General features: G+C 61.5%; 10 protein-coding genes and 2 pseudogenes. 10 read left to right on the top strand and 2 right to left on the bottom strand.

Annotation, left to right across the window (positions count from 1 at the left end; genetic code table 11):
• Window positions 1–106: 106 nt before the first annotated feature.
• From AC3ZU9_RS23025 to AC3ZU9_RS22990, 8 genes are all read left to right on the top strand, one after another.
• Window positions 107–1,561 (top strand): outer membrane protein transport protein, encoded by a 1,455-nt coding sequence (locus tag AC3ZU9_RS23025; RefSeq protein WP_012724680.1) that lies wholly within the window; start codon window positions 107–109, stop codon window positions 1,559–1,561.
• A gap of 411 nt (window positions 1,562–1,972) precedes the next feature.
• A complete protein-coding gene (gene praB, locus AC3ZU9_RS23020) occupies window positions 1,973–2,467 on the top strand; it encodes an alkane oxidation protein activator PraB (RefSeq protein ID WP_012724679.1) in 495 nt (164 codons plus the stop codon).
• A 122-nt stretch (window positions 2,468–2,589) separates the two neighbouring features.
• Complete coding sequence (locus tag AC3ZU9_RS23015; protein ID WP_490091395.1) at window positions 2,590–4,044, top strand: outer membrane protein transport protein; 1,455 nt, start codon at window positions 2,590–2,592, stop codon at window positions 4,042–4,044.
• A gap of 194 nt (window positions 4,045–4,238) precedes the next feature.
• Window positions 4,239–6,764 (top strand): acyl-CoA dehydrogenase, encoded by a 2,526-nt coding sequence (locus AC3ZU9_RS23010; RefSeq protein WP_102060690.1) that lies wholly within the window; start codon window positions 4,239–4,241, stop codon window positions 6,762–6,764.
• Between the two features lie 109 nt (window positions 6,765–6,873).
• Window positions 6,874–8,217, top strand: coding sequence for a 3-oxoacyl-ACP reductase (locus AC3ZU9_RS23005; protein WP_490091394.1), 1,344 nt, complete (start codon window positions 6,874–6,876; stop codon window positions 8,215–8,217).
• Between the two features lie 3 nt (window positions 8,218–8,220).
• Complete coding sequence (locus AC3ZU9_RS23000) at window positions 8,221–9,111, top strand: MaoC/PaaZ C-terminal domain-containing protein (protein WP_490091393.1); 891 nt, start codon at window positions 8,221–8,223, stop codon at window positions 9,109–9,111.
• On the top strand, window positions 9,108–10,406 hold the full coding sequence (locus tag AC3ZU9_RS22995) for an acetyl-CoA C-acetyltransferase (protein WP_093541792.1): 1,299 nt from the start codon (window positions 9,108–9,110) through the stop codon (window positions 10,404–10,406). The genes AC3ZU9_RS23000 and AC3ZU9_RS22995 overlap by 4 nt, the downstream gene beginning before the upstream one ends.
• A gap of 31 nt (window positions 10,407–10,437) precedes the next feature.
• Window positions 10,438–12,141 carry an AMP-binding protein gene (locus AC3ZU9_RS22990; protein WP_046034772.1) on the top strand — a complete coding sequence of 568 codons (1,704 nt, stop codon included), beginning with the start codon at window positions 10,438–10,440 and terminating at the stop codon, window positions 12,139–12,141.
• A 130-nt stretch (window positions 12,142–12,271) separates the two neighbouring features.
• Here AC3ZU9_RS22990 and AC3ZU9_RS22985 read toward each other — a convergent pair.
• Window positions 12,272–12,457: pseudogene (locus AC3ZU9_RS22985) on the bottom strand (gfo/Idh/MocA family oxidoreductase); the annotation flags it as partial.
• 221 nt (window positions 12,458–12,678) lie between these two features.
• Window positions 12,679–13,794 carry a Gfo/Idh/MocA family protein gene (locus AC3ZU9_RS22980; RefSeq protein WP_122810982.1) on the bottom strand — a complete coding sequence of 372 codons (1,116 nt, stop codon included), beginning with the start codon at window positions 13,792–13,794 and terminating at the stop codon, window positions 12,679–12,681.
• Between the two features lie 306 nt (window positions 13,795–14,100).
• Here AC3ZU9_RS22980 and AC3ZU9_RS22975 point away from each other — a divergent pair, with 306 nt between their 5' ends.
• Window positions 14,101–15,141 (top strand): WD40/YVTN/BNR-like repeat-containing protein, encoded by a 1,041-nt coding sequence (locus AC3ZU9_RS22975; RefSeq protein ID WP_122810981.1) that lies wholly within the window; start codon window positions 14,101–14,103, stop codon window positions 15,139–15,141.
• A gap of 16 nt (window positions 15,142–15,157) precedes the next feature.
• Window positions 15,158–15,727: pseudogene (locus AC3ZU9_RS22970) on the top strand (RND family transporter); the annotation flags it as partial.

Below are 15,727 nucleotides of genomic sequence, written 5' to 3'. Positions count from 1 at the left end.
CCCGTTGAAAAAAACTGGCGCCTTGACTGGGCGCCAGTTCATGAATTGCAGGCCGCAAGACGAACCGGCAGGGCTGGCTCAGAGAGATAACAATAAGGAGTGCCGCATGAATAATAAGAAACAACATGTGCAGGTTTTGCTGGGGCTGGCGTTGATTGGCGGGGCTTTGGCGACCGCGCCCGTACAGGCCGGCGGTTTTTCAACACCGACCTACGGGGCGCCGGGCTGGGGGCGGGCATTCGCCGGTGGGTCACTGTTCAAGAACGACCCGAGCTCGGCGTACAACAACCCGGCGGCCATGGCCTTTGTGGAACACAACGTCGCGCAATTTACGGTCGACTACGCGCGCATCAAGATCAAGTACAAGGGCGATGCCTCTGATTATGCGGGCAACCCCATTTCCAATACGCCATTGGATGCTAATGGTTTTCCTGATGTGGCGGCGACCACGGTCAATAACAACGATGGTGGACAAGGCGGGTTTACGGCCTGGTTGCCTACCGGTTTCATGGTCATGCCCCTGGGAGATCGCTTCGCGTTCGGCTTGAGCCAAGTTGTGCCCCAGGGCATGCGCTCCACTTGGAATCAGGACTCGAAACTGCGCGACTTTGCAGTGGACACCAAAATCGAGACCGTGGGGTTGACCGGGTCACTGTCTTTCAAAGTGAATGATCAATTCTCCATCGGTGGTGGCGTGATCGTGCAGCACAGCAAGGGATTCGTCAGCCAGAACATCGACTTGTTGTCTGCCGCCGCAGTGTCCGATTCGGTGCTGGGCGGCATCAATTTTCCATCGGATGTCGGCAGTGCGCTGATGCGTGTCAAAGTTGACAATGTTTCGGCTGGCTGGTTTACCGGCGTCGTCTGGAAGCCCACAGAACGAGATACGCTTGGCTTGAATTACCACGCCAAGATCAAGAACAAGATGACCGGCAAATACAATATCTACGCCGATCAGTTTTCCTACAACCTGATGACCCAACCGAGCCCGTTTGGCGGTAGCGGTACATTGGTGAATACCGCTTACCCAGGGTTGGAGCTGGCGCCGGACGGCGCTCATGCCAAAGTCCAGTTGGACATTCCTGCCACGGCGGGTCTGGACTGGGTACACCAGTTCAACGATCGTTTCACCCTGGGAGCCAGCGTAACCTGGACTGAGTGGTCCTCGTTCAAGGACCTGACGCTTGAGTCCGGCGGCACCACAATTGTGTCCATTCCCTACAACTACAAGAACACCTGGATGTACTCCCTCGGGGGTGACTATCGTGTTACCGATGAGCTGACCCTGCGTGCAGGTGTCGCCCTTGATCAGACACCTACACGCAATTCGACTCGCGACCCGCGAATCCCGGATGGCGACCGTACATTCCTGTCGTTGGGGGCCGGCTACGACGTGAAAGCAATCAAGGGGTTGAGTGTTGACTTGGCCTATTCCCACCAGTTTGTGCAAGAGGTCAAGCTCAAGACCCAAAACGTTGATCGCCTGGGGGGGGCAAGCCTGAATGGCAAGGCCGAATCTTCAGGTGATGTTGTCTCTGTATCGGCTACCTACGCGTTCTAAGTCAGTGCCCCCACATTGAGGATAAAAGCGCCAAGCACATCGTGGCGCTTTTATCCTCAATGCTTCGCTTTAACGGGATGCTTACGTAGCCCGTTCATATCTCCTACTTGGCCCGTCTGCGAAATTAATTGCTGTTGGGCAACTCTCCTGCGTATTTAAGAACATATCAGCTGCGCACTTAGTTGCGCGGTTTGGTACTACTCATCGCTCAGATTATTCCTATTTCAGCTTATGTTCAGTTGCAACAAAGTTTCTCTACCCGAACAGCATTAGTTTTCAGGGAAGAGCGCTATGGGTCGAGCACTGATTTGATGATTTGGCTGTATCAAGAGGGCTGTTGTTTGCGCAGAGCTTTTTGAATATGGCCATTACCCCTGGCGAATAACTCGCCTTTCTATGTAAGGAATAGCAATGATGAACTTGAAATCTCTTGTGTCGTTGTCTGCCCTGGTTGTTTGCATGGGTGCCGCTTCCATGGCCAATGCGTACAGCATCACGCCCATCAACACCAACTTCACCGCGCCAGGCACGATCTCGGTGAAATCGCCGTCCTCCTACCAGGCCCCCGTCAACTGTGGGGCTACCTTCACCGGTAACGTCGACGCCTCCGGTGTCGCGAAAATCACCGGCGTTGCCATCACCGGCGGTGGTCTTTGCGACCTGCCCAAGATCACTGGCCTGCCTTGGACATTGACGGCTAATGGTGCCGCAGTCGGCTCAGTGTCGAATGTCGGGTACACCATCGCCGGTTCGATTCTCTACCCCGTCTCCAATTGTGGCGCTTCCACCATCACCGCCAACTACAGCGGTGGCGTGTTGACGGCTTCCAATCAGTCCCTGGCAGGCAACTGCACGGTGGTGAGCCTGAGCGTCAAGCCTACTCCGGCATTCACCGTTGTTCCCTGATTGTTCCTGGATAGCGACTGAAACCAAGGGCTGATCGCCCGCTGAAAGACGGGCGCCTCAACGAGGCGCTCGTCGACGATAGGGCTCGGGCGGTTGAGTGAGAGAGCAGTAAGGAGTGGGGTATGAATGATAAGAAACGACAGCTACAGGTTTTCCTGGGACTGGCGTTGATGGGCGGGCTGACGACCGCAGTGCCTGTGCAGGCTGGCGGTTTTTCCACGCCGACGTATGGGGCTCCCGGTTGGGGGCGAGCGTTCGCTGGCGGCTCGCTGTTCAAGAACGATCCGAGTTCGGCGTTCAACAACCCCGCGGCCATGGCCTTTGTGGACCGCAGCATTGCGCAATTCACGGTCGACTACGCACGCGTCAAGATCCAGTACAAAGGCGCCGCCTTTGATTATGCAGGCAATCCGATTTCCAGCACGCCGTTGGGCGGCGACGGCTTTCCCGACGGCTCGGCGACCACAGCCAACAACAATGAGGGTGGACAAGGTGGATTCACGGCCTGGTTGCCCACGGGGTTTATGGTGATGCCGCTGGGGGATCGCTTTGCCTTCGGTTTGAGCCAGGTCGTCCCCCAAGGCATGCGTTCCACCTGGGATGAAGACTCCAAACTGCGCGGCTTTGCCGTGGATACCAAAATTGAAACCGTGGGGTTGACGGGGTCCTTGTCGTTCAAGCTCAACGATCAGTTCGCCCTCGGTGGCGGCGTGATCATTCAGCACAGTAAAGGTTTTGTCAGCCAGAACGTCGACCTGTTGTCAGCGGCAGCGGTGTCCGATTCCGAACTGGGTGGTACACCGTTCCCGTCGGACGTCGGTGGCGCCCTGATGCGCATCAAGGTCGACAATATCTCAGCCGGCTGGTTTACCGGCGTCGTCTGGAAACCCACGGAAAAAGACACGCTGGGCCTGAATTACCACGCCAGGATCAAGAACAAGATGACCGGCAAGTACTCCATCCGTGCTGACCAGTTTTCCTACAACCTCCTGACACAACCCAGCCCGTTTGGCGGTAGCGGCACGCTGGTGGGTACGGCGTATCCGGGGCTTGAGCTGTTTCCGGACGGTGCCCACGCCAGTACTCAATTGGATATTCCTGCCACGGCGGGCGTTGACTGGGCGCACCGGTTCAATGATCGATTCACCCTGGGCGCGAGTGTGGTCTGGACGCAGTGGTCGTCGTTCGAAGACCTGACGCTCAAATCCGGCGACATGACGATTGTCTCGATTCCCTACCATTACAAAAACACCTGGATGTACTCCGTCGGTGGAGACTGGCGTGCGACCGATGAGCTGACCTTGCGTGCCGGTGTGGCGATTGACCAGACACCGACCCGCAACTCGACCCGTGACCCTCGGATCCCCGATGGTGATCGCACATTCTTGTCGCTCGGAGCGGGGTATGAGGTCAAAGCCATCAAGGGGTTGACGCTGGATGCTGCCTATTCCCACCAGTTCGTCCAAGAGGTCAAGTTGAAGACCAAGAACGTCGATCGGCTGGGGGCTGCGAGCCTGGATGGCAAGGCTGCCTCGTCCGGCGATGTCGTCAGCCTTTCGGCCACCTACGCGTTCTGAGGTTTCAGGGGGGACCTCTTTTCGGCGTGATTGACCAAGCGACCGGTTCGGTCGTTTTTTTTGGCTGCGCATTAAATAATAATTTCAAAACAAAATTTGAATATAGTTTTCGAATTTTGTAGTGTGGCGTTACGCCGCAGTTCATCCGACCTGTTGCACGTAGGCCATACCCTGAATCGAATAGAGGTATCCCCATGGTTATCTGGTTATTGGTGGGCGTCGCAATCGCGATTGCCCTGGCGTATCGACAAGCTGTCGCCACCCTCTGGTTGGGCGCGGGCCTTCTCTGGCTGGCGGCGGGTTACCTGTTCAACGTGGTGGCGGGTGTCGGCACCGCCGTTGCGGCGATCCTGGTGGTGTTGCCCGCGTTGCTGATGACAATCAAACCCCTGCGCCGCAGCGTGCTGACCAGCAGGGCCCTGGGCCTGTTTCGTACGATCATGCCGGCCATGTCTGACACCGAGCGCGCGGCCATTGAGTCCGGCACCGTGTGGTGGGACGCCGAGCTGTTCAGTGGCAAGCCCAATTGGCAGCGTCTGCTGCAGGCGGCTCCCGCCAGCCTGAGCGCGGAGGAGCAAGCCTTCCTCGACAACGAAGTGGAAACCCTGTGCGACATCGCCAACGACTGGGAAACCACCCAGGTCTGGCAGGACATGTCTCCCGAAGGCTGGCAGTACACCAAGGATGCCGGGTTCCTCGGCATGATCATTCCCAAGCAGTACGGCGGCAAAGGTTTCTCTCACTATGCGCACTCGCAAGTGATCATGAAGCTGTCGACGCGCTGCTCGGCGGCAGCGATTTCGGTGATGGTGCCCAATTCCCTGGGGCCGGCTGAATTGCTCTTGCATTACGGTACCGATGCCCAGCGCAATTACTACTTGCCGCGTCTGGCGCGGGGTGAGGACATCCCGTGCTTTGCGCTGACCAGCCCGTATGCCGGCTCGGATGCCGGCGCGATCCCCGACCTGGGCATCGTCTGCAAAGGCCTGCATGAAGGCGAGGAAGTGCTGGGTTTCCGTGTGACCTGGGACAAGCGCTACATCACCCTGGGCCCGATTGCCACGGTGCTCGGCCTGGCGTTCCGCGCCGAAGACCCGGACGGTTTGCTCGGCCAGCCCGGCTCGCTGGGGATCACCTGTGCGTTGATCCCGACGTCCCACCCTGGCGTCAACAGCGGCCGTCGGCATTGGCCGTTGAATGCGGTGTTCCAGAACGGTCCTACCACCGGCAAGGATGTCTTCATTCCGCTGGAGTGGGTGATCGGCGGCCGTGAGCAAATCGGCAACGGCTGGCGCATGTTGATGGAATGCCTGGCGGCCGGCCGGGCGATTTCCCTGCCATCCTCCAACGTCGGCCTGGGCAAGGTCGCGGTGCGCGGCACGACGGCCTATGCGGCGATGCGCAAACAGTTCGGCTTGCCCATCGGTAAGTTCGAAGGCGTGCAGGCGCCCCTGGCGCGCATGGCCGGGCACCTGTATGCGTGTGATGCGGTGCGCAAAGTCTCGGTGGCGTCCCTGGATGCCGGTGAGAAACCCTCGGTGATCTCGGCCATCGCCAAGTACCACGTCACCGAGCGCGCGCGGATGATCGTCAATGACGGCATGGACATCGTCGCCGGCAAGGGCATCTGCATGGGCCCGAACAACTTCCTCGCGCGCGCTTACCAGCAAAGCCCCATCGCCATCACGGTGGAAGGCGCGAACATCATGACGCGCTGCCTGATCATCTTTGGCCAGGGGCTGATCCGCTGCCATCCCTATGTGTTCAGCGAGATGGAAGCGGCGCGTAACCCGGACCGGCGCAAGGCCCTGGAAGACTTCGACCGGGCCATGTTCGGCCATGTGAGTTTCGTGCTGGCTAACACCGTGCGCGCGGCGGTGCATGCGCTGACCGGCGGGCGGCTGCTTTCCGCGCCGGCCAAGACTGACCCGGCACTGGCGTCCTACTACCGCCAAGTCAATCGTCTGTCGGTCGTGCTCGCGCTGATTTCGGACATTTCCATGGGCGTGCTCGGCGGTGCCCTCAAGCGTAAGGAAAGTATCACCGGGCGCCTGGGGGATATTCTGTCGCAGCTGTACATCGTGTCCTGCGTGCTCAAGCGCTTTGAGGATGACGACCGGCCTCAGGCGGATCTGCCGCTGGTGCACTGGTCGGCCCAGGACGCGTTGTTGCGCGCCCATGAAGCGCTGGCCGAAGTGCTCGATAACTACCCCTCGAAAGCCGCCGCTATGGTCATCAGGGCGTTGACGTTCCCGTTCGGCATACCGCTGCGCAAACCCTCGGACCGCCTGCTGGCCCAAGTGGCCGACGTGGTGCAGACACCGGGCGACACCCGCGACCGTTTGCTGGCCAATTCCTACGTCCCACGCCCGGAAATCGACAAGCTGGCCTACGGCGAACTGGGTTTCCGCTTGTTGCCGCAAGTCGAATTGATCGAGGCCCGTCTCAAGTCCGCCGTCAAACAAGGCCTGATCGAGCCGATGCCGATTTCCGCCACGGCCTTCACGGTCTGGCGCGTCAAGGCGCGGGCGCTGGACCTGATCAGCGACGAAGAAGACACCCTGCTGGGGCGCTATGTGGAATACGCCGATCACGGTATCCAGGTGGACGACTTCCCGCAGGACTTCGGGTTGCTGGAGGCCTTGCAGCAACGCAAGCACGCGTTGGAACCGGCCCCCAAACGCCGCAACAGCCAAAGCGAAAACGCCTCGGTCAACTAGGAAAAACCCAATCGATGTGGGAGGGGGCTGAACCACCGCTATCGGGGGCAAGCCCCTCCCACACAGACCGGGTTTACACGGCCAGTATGTGTTGTGAGTGGATCTATCTATGAGTGACAGTTACCTTTCTTTCGTCAATTCCCCCTGGGGCCGTCGCCTGGCCCAGGCCATCGGCTTGCCGCAACCGTTGCCGCTGCAACGCCATCGCAGCGGCCAGCACGGCCTGGCCAACCCGGTGATCGTCGCCGGGGCAGGGCGCCTGGTCGCCGAAGTGCAGCGGGTGTTCGCGGCCACCGACACGGTCACCGCCACCCCGGCCACGCTCAAGGCGCCGTCCACGGTCAAGGTGCAGGGCGCGGTGTTTGACGCCAGCGCCGTGGCGGATCTGCAGCAGCTGGACGCGTTGTACGGGTTCTTCCACGCCAACGCCAAGCGCATTGGCCAGCATGGCCGCGTGGTGGTGCTCGGCACCGCGCCGGAACAGTGCCAGGACCTGCCCCAGGCTATCGCCCAGCGCGCCCTTGAAGGCTTGGTGCGTTCGCTGGCCAAGGAGCTGCGTCGGGCGATCACCGTACAGTTGATCTACGTCGCACCCGGCGCGGAAGACGCGCTGGACAGCAGCCTGCGGTTCTTCCTGTCGCGTCGCTCGGCGTATATCTCAGGGCAGGTGATACGCCTGGAACAACCGGTGGACGGCCACGTCAGCGTCAATTGGGACAAACCCTTCGCCGGCCGTCGCGCGCTGGTCACCGGCGCCTCCCGTGGCATCGGCCTGGCGATTGCCCAGGTGTTGGCGCGGGACGGCGCCCATGTGGTGTGCGTGGACGTGCCCCAGGCCCAGGCGTCGCTGCAACAGGCGGCGGACAGTGTCGGCGGTTCGGCGCTGCCGCTGGACATTACCGCCACCGACGCGGCCTCGCTGTTGCAGGCCCACGTCAACCAATACGGCGCCTTCGATGTGGTGGTGCACAACGCAGGGATCACCCGGGACAAAACCATCGCGAAGATGACCGAGGACGCCTGGCGCAGTGTGTTGGCCGTGAACTTAGAGGCGCCGTTGCAGCTCAGTCATGCGTTGCTGGACAGCCAGGGCTTGAACCCTGGCGGGCGCATCGTGTGTGTCTCGTCGATTTCCGGCATCGCCGGTAACCTTGGGCAAAGCAATTACGCCACCTCCAAAGCCGGTGTGATCGGCCTGGTGCAGGGCCTGGCACCGCAAGCGGCGACGCAGCACGTCACCGTGAATGCGGTGGCGCCCGGGTTTATCGAGACCCAGATGACCGCGAAAATCCCGCTGATGATCCGCGAAGCGGGGCGGCGCATGAACTCGATGTCCCAGGGCGGGCAGCCCGTCGACGTCGCCGAGACCATCGCCTGGCTGGCGCACCCCGCGTCGGGCGGGGTCAACGGCCAGGTCGTACGCGTGTGCGGCCAAAGCCTGCTGGGAGCCTGAGCCATGGACTACATAACGCAGATCATCGACCCGCCGCCATCCCGTACGCGCTTGCTGCTGGATGGCGTGCGTGCCCTGCGCAAACCCACGCTCGACGGTGCGCCGGTGCTACTCAAGGAACGTCTCGTGCGCTCGGCAGCGCAGTTGTCCGCCGCTGGCATTGAGGCGTATGGCCGCGCCTGTGGTTTTCGTCGCGAGCAGGGCGTGCCGCTGTCCTACCCGCACGTGCTGGCGTTCCCGTTGCACCTGATGTTGCTGACGCGACCGAGCTTCCCGTACCCGGCAAGCGGCATGGTGCACCTGGCCAATCGCATTCGTCAGCATCAGCGCCTGCATGCAGGCCAGGCCTTACGCCTTGAGGTGTACTGCGAGCGCTGGGTCGCCCATCCCAAAGGCCAGGCGCTGAGCATCGCCACCCGTGCCTACGGCGCCGACACACTGGTATGGGAAAGCGACAGCCTGTACCTGCGCCGGGACGTCAAGGACCCGGTTGGCGAGCCGTGGGGGGACGGGCTGCCGTTGCAGGAAGAGGGGCTGTTGCGCACCCAGCGCTGGGTGCTACCCGCCGACCTGGGCCGGCGTTTTGCCAAGGTGTCGGGGGATTTCAACCCGATTCACACGTCGGTGATCGGCGCAAAAATATTCGGCTTTCGCCGCGCCATCGCCCATGGCATGTGGACCCTGGGGCGTGCGCTCGCCGCGCAACAACCGCCCGGTGGGTTGGACCAGGCCGAGGCCCATTGTGATTTCAAGCTGCCGATCTTCCTGCCGGGCCAGGTTGCGCTGTGGAGTCACCCTGTGACCGGCCCGCGACGCGAATTCGAAGTGCGCAATTTCGCCGGCGACAAACCCCATATGCGTGGACTGTTCATCTGGAAAGAGAGCGTGGAATGACTGACTACAGCTTCAACCCGGCCCCCGTTCGCCGCGTGGCGATCATCGGCGGTAACCGTATCCCGTTCGCCCGTTCCAACACGGTGTACGCCCACGACAGCAACCAGGACCTGCTGGTCGCCGCCCTGCAGGGCCTGGTCGACCGCTACAACCTGCACGGCCAACGCCTGGGTGAGTTTGCCGCCGGGGCGGTGATCAAGCACTCGCGGGATTTCAACCTGGCGCGTGAGTCGCTGCTCTCCACCACGTTGTCCCCGGACACGCCGGCCTACGACGTGCAACAAGCCTGCGGCACCGGCCTGGAGGCGGCCTTGTTGGTGGCGAACAAGATCGCCCTCGGCCAGATCGAGGTCGGCATCGCCGGCGGTGCCGACACCACCTCCGACGCGCCCATCGGTATCAACGAATCCCTGCGCCACACCTTGCTCGCGGCCAACCGCGCCAAGGGCATGGGCGACAAGCTGAAGGCGCTGTTCAAGGTCCGACCGTCGATGCTGTTCAAGCCGTTGCTGCCGCGCAATGGCGAGCCACGTACCGGCTTGTCCATGGGCGAACACTGCGAAGAAATGGCCAAGCGCTGGCAGATCAAGCGCCTGGCCCAGGATGAATTGACCCTCACCAGCCACCAGCGCCTGGATGCAGCCTATAAACGCGGTTTCTTCGATGACCTGATCAGCCCCCATCGTGGCCTGGCGAAGGACAACAACCTGCGCGCCGACGCCAGCCTGGAGAAGCTCGCCGGCCTGTCCCCGGCCTACGACCGGCAAAACGGCACGCTCACCGCGGGCAATTCCACGCCGCTGACCGATGGCGCCTCGGTGGTGTTGCTGGCCAGCGAGGAATGGGCGGCCGAGCACGGTTGGCCGGTGCTGGCCTACCTGCGTACCGGCGAAACCGCCGCCGTGAATTTCGTCGACGGCACCGAAGGCCTGCTGATGGCCCCGGCGTACGCGGTGCCGCGCATGCTCAAGCGCGAAGGCCTGAGCTTCAACGACTTTGATTTCTTCGAGATCCACGAAGCCTTCGCCGCCCAAGTGCTGTGCACGCTCAAGGCCTGGGAAGACGCCGACTATTGCCGCGACCGTCTAGGCTTGGACGCGCCGCTGGGTGCCATCGACCGCGCCAAAATGAACGTCAACGGCGGCTCCCTCGGCTGTGGTCACCCGTTCGCCGCCACCGGTGGCCGGCAATTGGCGGCGCTGGCCAAGCTCATCCATGAGAACGGCGGCGGGCGCGGCCTGATTTCCATCTGCGCGGCGGGCGGGCTGGGCATTACCGCCATCGTCGAAAAGTAGCTCTATCAAAAACAACAACAAGGAGACTGCCATGAACGCTGTAAGCCTGGAACACACCGAACGGATCTGGTTGAACGCTTACCTGCCCGGCGTCCCGGCGGATATCGAGGCCGGTATCGAAGACTACCCGTCGCTGCGCGAGGTGTTCCTGGAACACCTGGAGAAGTTTCGCGAGCGAGTGGCCTACGTCAGCATCGGCACCGAAATGACCTACGCCGACTGGCAGGTGCAAGGCATTGCCTTTGCCGCCTGGCTACAAGGGCAGGGCGTCAAGAAAGGCGACCGCGTCGCGCTGATGATGCCCAATTGCTTGCAGTACCCGATCTGCCTGCTGGGCACGATCCTGGCCGGCGCGGTGGTGGTCAACGTCAACCCGCTGTACACCGCCCATGAGCTCAAGCATTTGCTCAAGGACAGCGGCGCCGAAACCGTGGTGATCTTCGAAAACTTCGCGCATACCCTGGAAAAAGTCATTACCGGCAGCAGCGTGAAACGCGTGGTGATCGCCGCCATCGGTGATTTGCTCGGCACCTTCAAGGGCGCGGCGATGAACTTCATCCTGCGCAGCGTGCAAAAGCAGGTGCCGGCGTTCAACCTGCGTGGCTCGGTGCGCTTCAACCAGGTGTTGAAACAGGGGCGGGCGCTCAACCACTTCCCGGTGGAGATGCACCTCGACGACCTGGCCTTCCTGCAGTACACCGGCGGCACCACCGGCGATGCCAAGGGCGTGATGCTCAGCCACCGCAATATCATCGCCAACCTGTTGCAAGCCAAGGCCTGGGTGGGGGATCAACTGGACCAGGACAAACAGGAAACCAACGTCACCTTGCTGCCGCTGTACCACATCTTTTCCCTGACGGTGAATTGCCTGATGTTCATGTGCCTGGGCGGGCGCAATATCCTCATCGCCAACCCGAGGGACGTGAAGCGGGTGCAGATGATCCTGCGCAAGGAGCGCTTCAACGGCATTGCCGGGGTCAACACCTTGTTCAACGGTTTGCTGGAGAACAAGGCGTTTTGCGCGCGGGACTTTTCCGACCTGCGCATGGTGATTGCGGGCGGCATGGCCACCCACACGGCGGTGGCCAAACGCTGGAAGGAAGTCACCGGACTGCCGATCATCGAGGGCTACGGCCTGACCGAGTGTTCGCCGGTGGTGAGCATCAGCCCGATCAACATTGCGCGCATGCGCGAGATGGAGTTCACCGGCAGCATCGGAGTGCCATTACCCTCGACCTGGGTACGCTTTCTGCGCGAAGACGGCGCGCTGGCCGAGATCGGCGAGCCGGGCGAACTGCAAGTGCGCGGGCCGCAGGTGATGCAGGGCTACTGGAAACGCCCGGAGGCCACCGCCGAAGTGCTGGATGCCGAGGGGTGGCTGTCGACCGGTGATATCGGCGTGATGGACGCGCGCGGTTACATCCGCCTGGTGGACCGTAAGAAGGACATGATCCTGGTCTCCGGCTTCAACGTGTACCCCAATGAAATCGAAGATGTAGTGGCGTTGCACCCTGGGGTGGGGGAAGTGGCGGCGATTGGGGTGGAAGATGGCGTGACCGGGGAGAAGGTCAAGATCATCGTGGTGCGCAAGGACCCGAACCTGACCCAGGAGCAGCTACTGGCGCATTGCCGGGAGTACCTGACGGGTTACAAGATGCCGAAGTATGTGGAGTTCCGCACCACCGAGTTGCCCAAGACCACGGTGGGCAAAGTGCTGCGTCGGGCCTTGCGCTAGCGCGAACGTGTCGATGATCCAAATGTGGGAGGGGGCTTGCCCCCGATGGCTGTGCATCAGCTAGAAATACACTGGCTGACACTCCGCCATCGGGAGCAAGCCCCCTCCCACAGGGGATCTTTACTGTGTTTCAGACCGCGTTCACGGTGACCCAGCGCTCTTCACGGGCCGCCACGCGAATCGCCGTCGCCAGCCGTTCCACCTCCAGCGTCTTCAGTTCGTTGTACCCCAACTGATGCCCGGCCGCCGGGCTGAAGGCCGCATAACCCGCAAGGGCAGGGCCGGCGAGTAAACGCTGTAAGCCGTGCTGACTGACGGGTTACAAGATGCCGAAGTATGTGGAGCTCCGCACCACCGAGTTGCCCAAGACCACGGTGGGCAAAGTGCTGCGTCGGGCCTTGCGCTAGCGCGAACGTGTCGATGATCCAAATGTGGGAGGGGGCTTGCCCCCGATGGCTGTGCATCCGCTAGAAATACACTGGCTGACACTCCGCCATCGGGAGCAAGCCCCCTCCCACAGGGGATCTTTACTGTGTTCTAGACCGCGTTCACGGTGACCCAGCGCTCTTCACGGGCCGCCACGCGAATCGCCGTCGCCAGCCGCTCCACCTCCCACGCCGCTTCAAAGTCCGTACCCTCCGCACCCTGACCGGCCACGGCCATGATCAGCTCCTGCACCTCCAGCGTCTTCAGTTCGTTGTACCCCAACTGATGCCCGGCCGCCGGGCTGAAGGCCGCATAACCCGCAAGGGCAGGGCCGGCGAGTAAACGCTGGAAGCCGTCCTGACCCTCGCGACACACCCGCAACTCGTTCAAACGCTCTTGATCGAACGCCAGAGTGCCTTTGGTCCCGCTGATTTCAAAGCCCAGGTGATTCTTGTAGCCCTGCTTGAGCCAGCTACTGCTCACGGTCCCGCGTGCGCCGTTGGCGAAACGCAGCAGGGCGTGCACCTGATCATCCACTGCAATCGACTTCAGCTCGGCGCTGCCTTTGACGGCCGGGCGCCGGGCGTGAACGGTCTGCGTATCGGCACACACACTCACCACATCACCGACCAGATAACGCGCCATCGACAACAAATGACTGCCCAGGTCCGCCAAGGCGCCACCGGCATGTTCCACTTCGCAACGCCACGACCATGGCGAGGCCGGGTCGGCCATGAAGTCCTCGCTGAATTCACCCTGGAAGCTGATGATGTCGCCAAGGTCTCCATCGACAATCATCTGCCGTGCCAGCGAGATCATCGGGTTGTGCTGGTAGTTGTAGCCCACCCGCGTCACCACCCCGGCCGCACTGGCGGCACGGCGCATGGCGTCGGCTTGTTCCAGGCTCACGGCCAGGGGTTTTTCGCAGTACACCGCCTTGCCCGCGGCAATCGCCGCCATCGCCATGGGGTAGTGCAGGTGGTTGGGGGTGGTGATGGCCACCACGTCGACGCTGGGATCATTGATCAATGCTTGCCAATCGCCATGAGCCTGGGCGAATCCCCAGGCCGTGGCGCAGCGCTGCGCGCGCTCGGTGTCGGCATCGGCCAGGGCGGCCAGCTTCAGGTGTACCGGCAACTCGAACACTGCGCGGGCGTTATTGAAGGCCAGCGCATGGGCGCGGCCCATGAAGCCTGTGCCGATCAAGCCGATTCCGAGTTCACGCATCGTCGTGGTCCTTTGCATTATTGTTTTCAGAAGGCGTATTAATGGAATAAAAATTCCCAAATTTCAATAGATAGAATAAAAATTCATTGATACGTCGACGATCACCTCGGCGAATAGAGCTACATTCACCATGCGGCCAAATGCCTTCAGTTAACAAAAGATAACGTAGCGCCGATTGTCAGACGATTCGAAAGCCCGATAGGATGGCCCCTGCTTCCTCCAGGCGCTCTAGATTGCAGGTTTCAAGGCCCCGGAAGGCAGGCGATAACAATAATAATGGGAGAAAGGTCTATGAGTGAGCCTGTCATGGGTTGGGTTGTTTGCCGCCCACGTGCCGCACGCAGGGTTGCGTTGCTGGCCACAGCGCTCTCGTTGCTGGTCGGTGGCGTGTCAGTCACGCCGGCACTGGCAGCCAGCGATACCGTCGCAACGCCTGCGTTTGCGATTGAATCCCCCAAGGCCGCCAAAGGCCTGATGATCGACGTCGTCCACGCGGGCAAGCGGCTGGTGGCGGTCGGTGACCGCGGGCACATCCTCTATTCCGATGACCAGGGCAGCACCTGGACCCAAGCCAAAGTCCCCACCCGGCAACTGCTCACGGCGGTGTTTTTCGTCGATGACCAGCAAGGCTGGGCGGTCGGCCACGATGCGCAAATCCTTGCCAGCTCCGACGGCGGCGCCACCTGGACCCAGCAATACCAGGACCTCAAGCGCGAAGCCCCTTTACTCGATGTATGGTTCAACGACGCCAACCACGGCCTGGCCGTGGGCGCCTACGGTGCGCTGATCGAAACCACCGACGGCGGCAAGACCTGGCAAGACGTCAGCGACCGCCTCGACAACGAAGACCAGTTCCACCTCAACGCCATCGCCCACATCAAGGACGCCGGCCTGTTCATCGTCGGCGAGCAAGGGAGCATGTTCCGCTCCAGCGACGACGGCCAGACCTGGGAAAAACTCGAAGGCCCCTACGAGGGCTCGCTGTTTGGTGTGATCAGCACGGCGCAGCCGCAAACCCTGCTGGCTTATGGCTTGCGCGGCAACCTGTACCGCTCCACAGATTTCGGCAGCACCTGGGAGCCCGTCGAATTGAACGCGGCGCGGGGAGCGCTCGAGTTTGGTTTGTCGGGCGCGACCTTGCTGGAGGATGGCTCCCTTGTCGTCGTTGGTAACGGCGGCAGCGTGGTGGTCAGTCATGACGATGGGGTGACCTTCAGCGTGTTCAACCGCCCGGACCGTATCTCGCTGTCGTCCGTGACGGCGGCGGGCAACGGTAACTTGATTCTGGCCGGGCAAGGCGGTGTGCGTGTTGCCACGCCGACCGGCGCTGAACCGACAAAACAATAAGAAGGGCGGGGATAGAATGAGCAGTCATCACAACGATAAAGCGACCTTTCTTGAGCGCCTGATTTTCAACAACCGCCCGGCAGTGATCGTCATCTGCCTGCTGGTGAGTATCTTCCTGTTCTGGCAGGCGACGTTGATTCGCCCGTCCACCAGCTTCGAAAAAATGATCCCCCTCAAGCACCCCTTCATCGAAAAGATGATGGAGCACCGCAACGACCTGGCGAACCTGGGCAACACCGTGCGGATCTCGGTGGAAGCCAAGGACGGTGACATTTTCACGAAGGAGTACATGGAGACCCTGCGCCAGATCAACGATGAGGTGTTCTACATCTCCGGCGTCGACCGCTCGGGCCTCAAGTCGCTGTGGAGCCCCAGCGTGCGCTGGACCGAAGTCACCGAAGAGGGCTTTGCCGGCGGTGAAGTGATCCCGCAGAGCTACAACGGCTCGCCACAAAGCCTCGACCAGCTGCGCAACAACGTGCTCAAGTCCGGCCAGGTCGGGCGCCTGGTGGCCAACGACTTCAAGTCGAGCATCGTCGACATCCCGCTGCTGGAGTCCTACCCGGACCCGCAGGACCAGGGCAAG

The sequence above is a fragment of the Pseudomonas sp. A39 genome, assembly GCF_058145955.1.
Note: the sequence above shows the minus strand (reverse complement) of the source record. Positions and strands in the feature narration are given on the sequence as shown.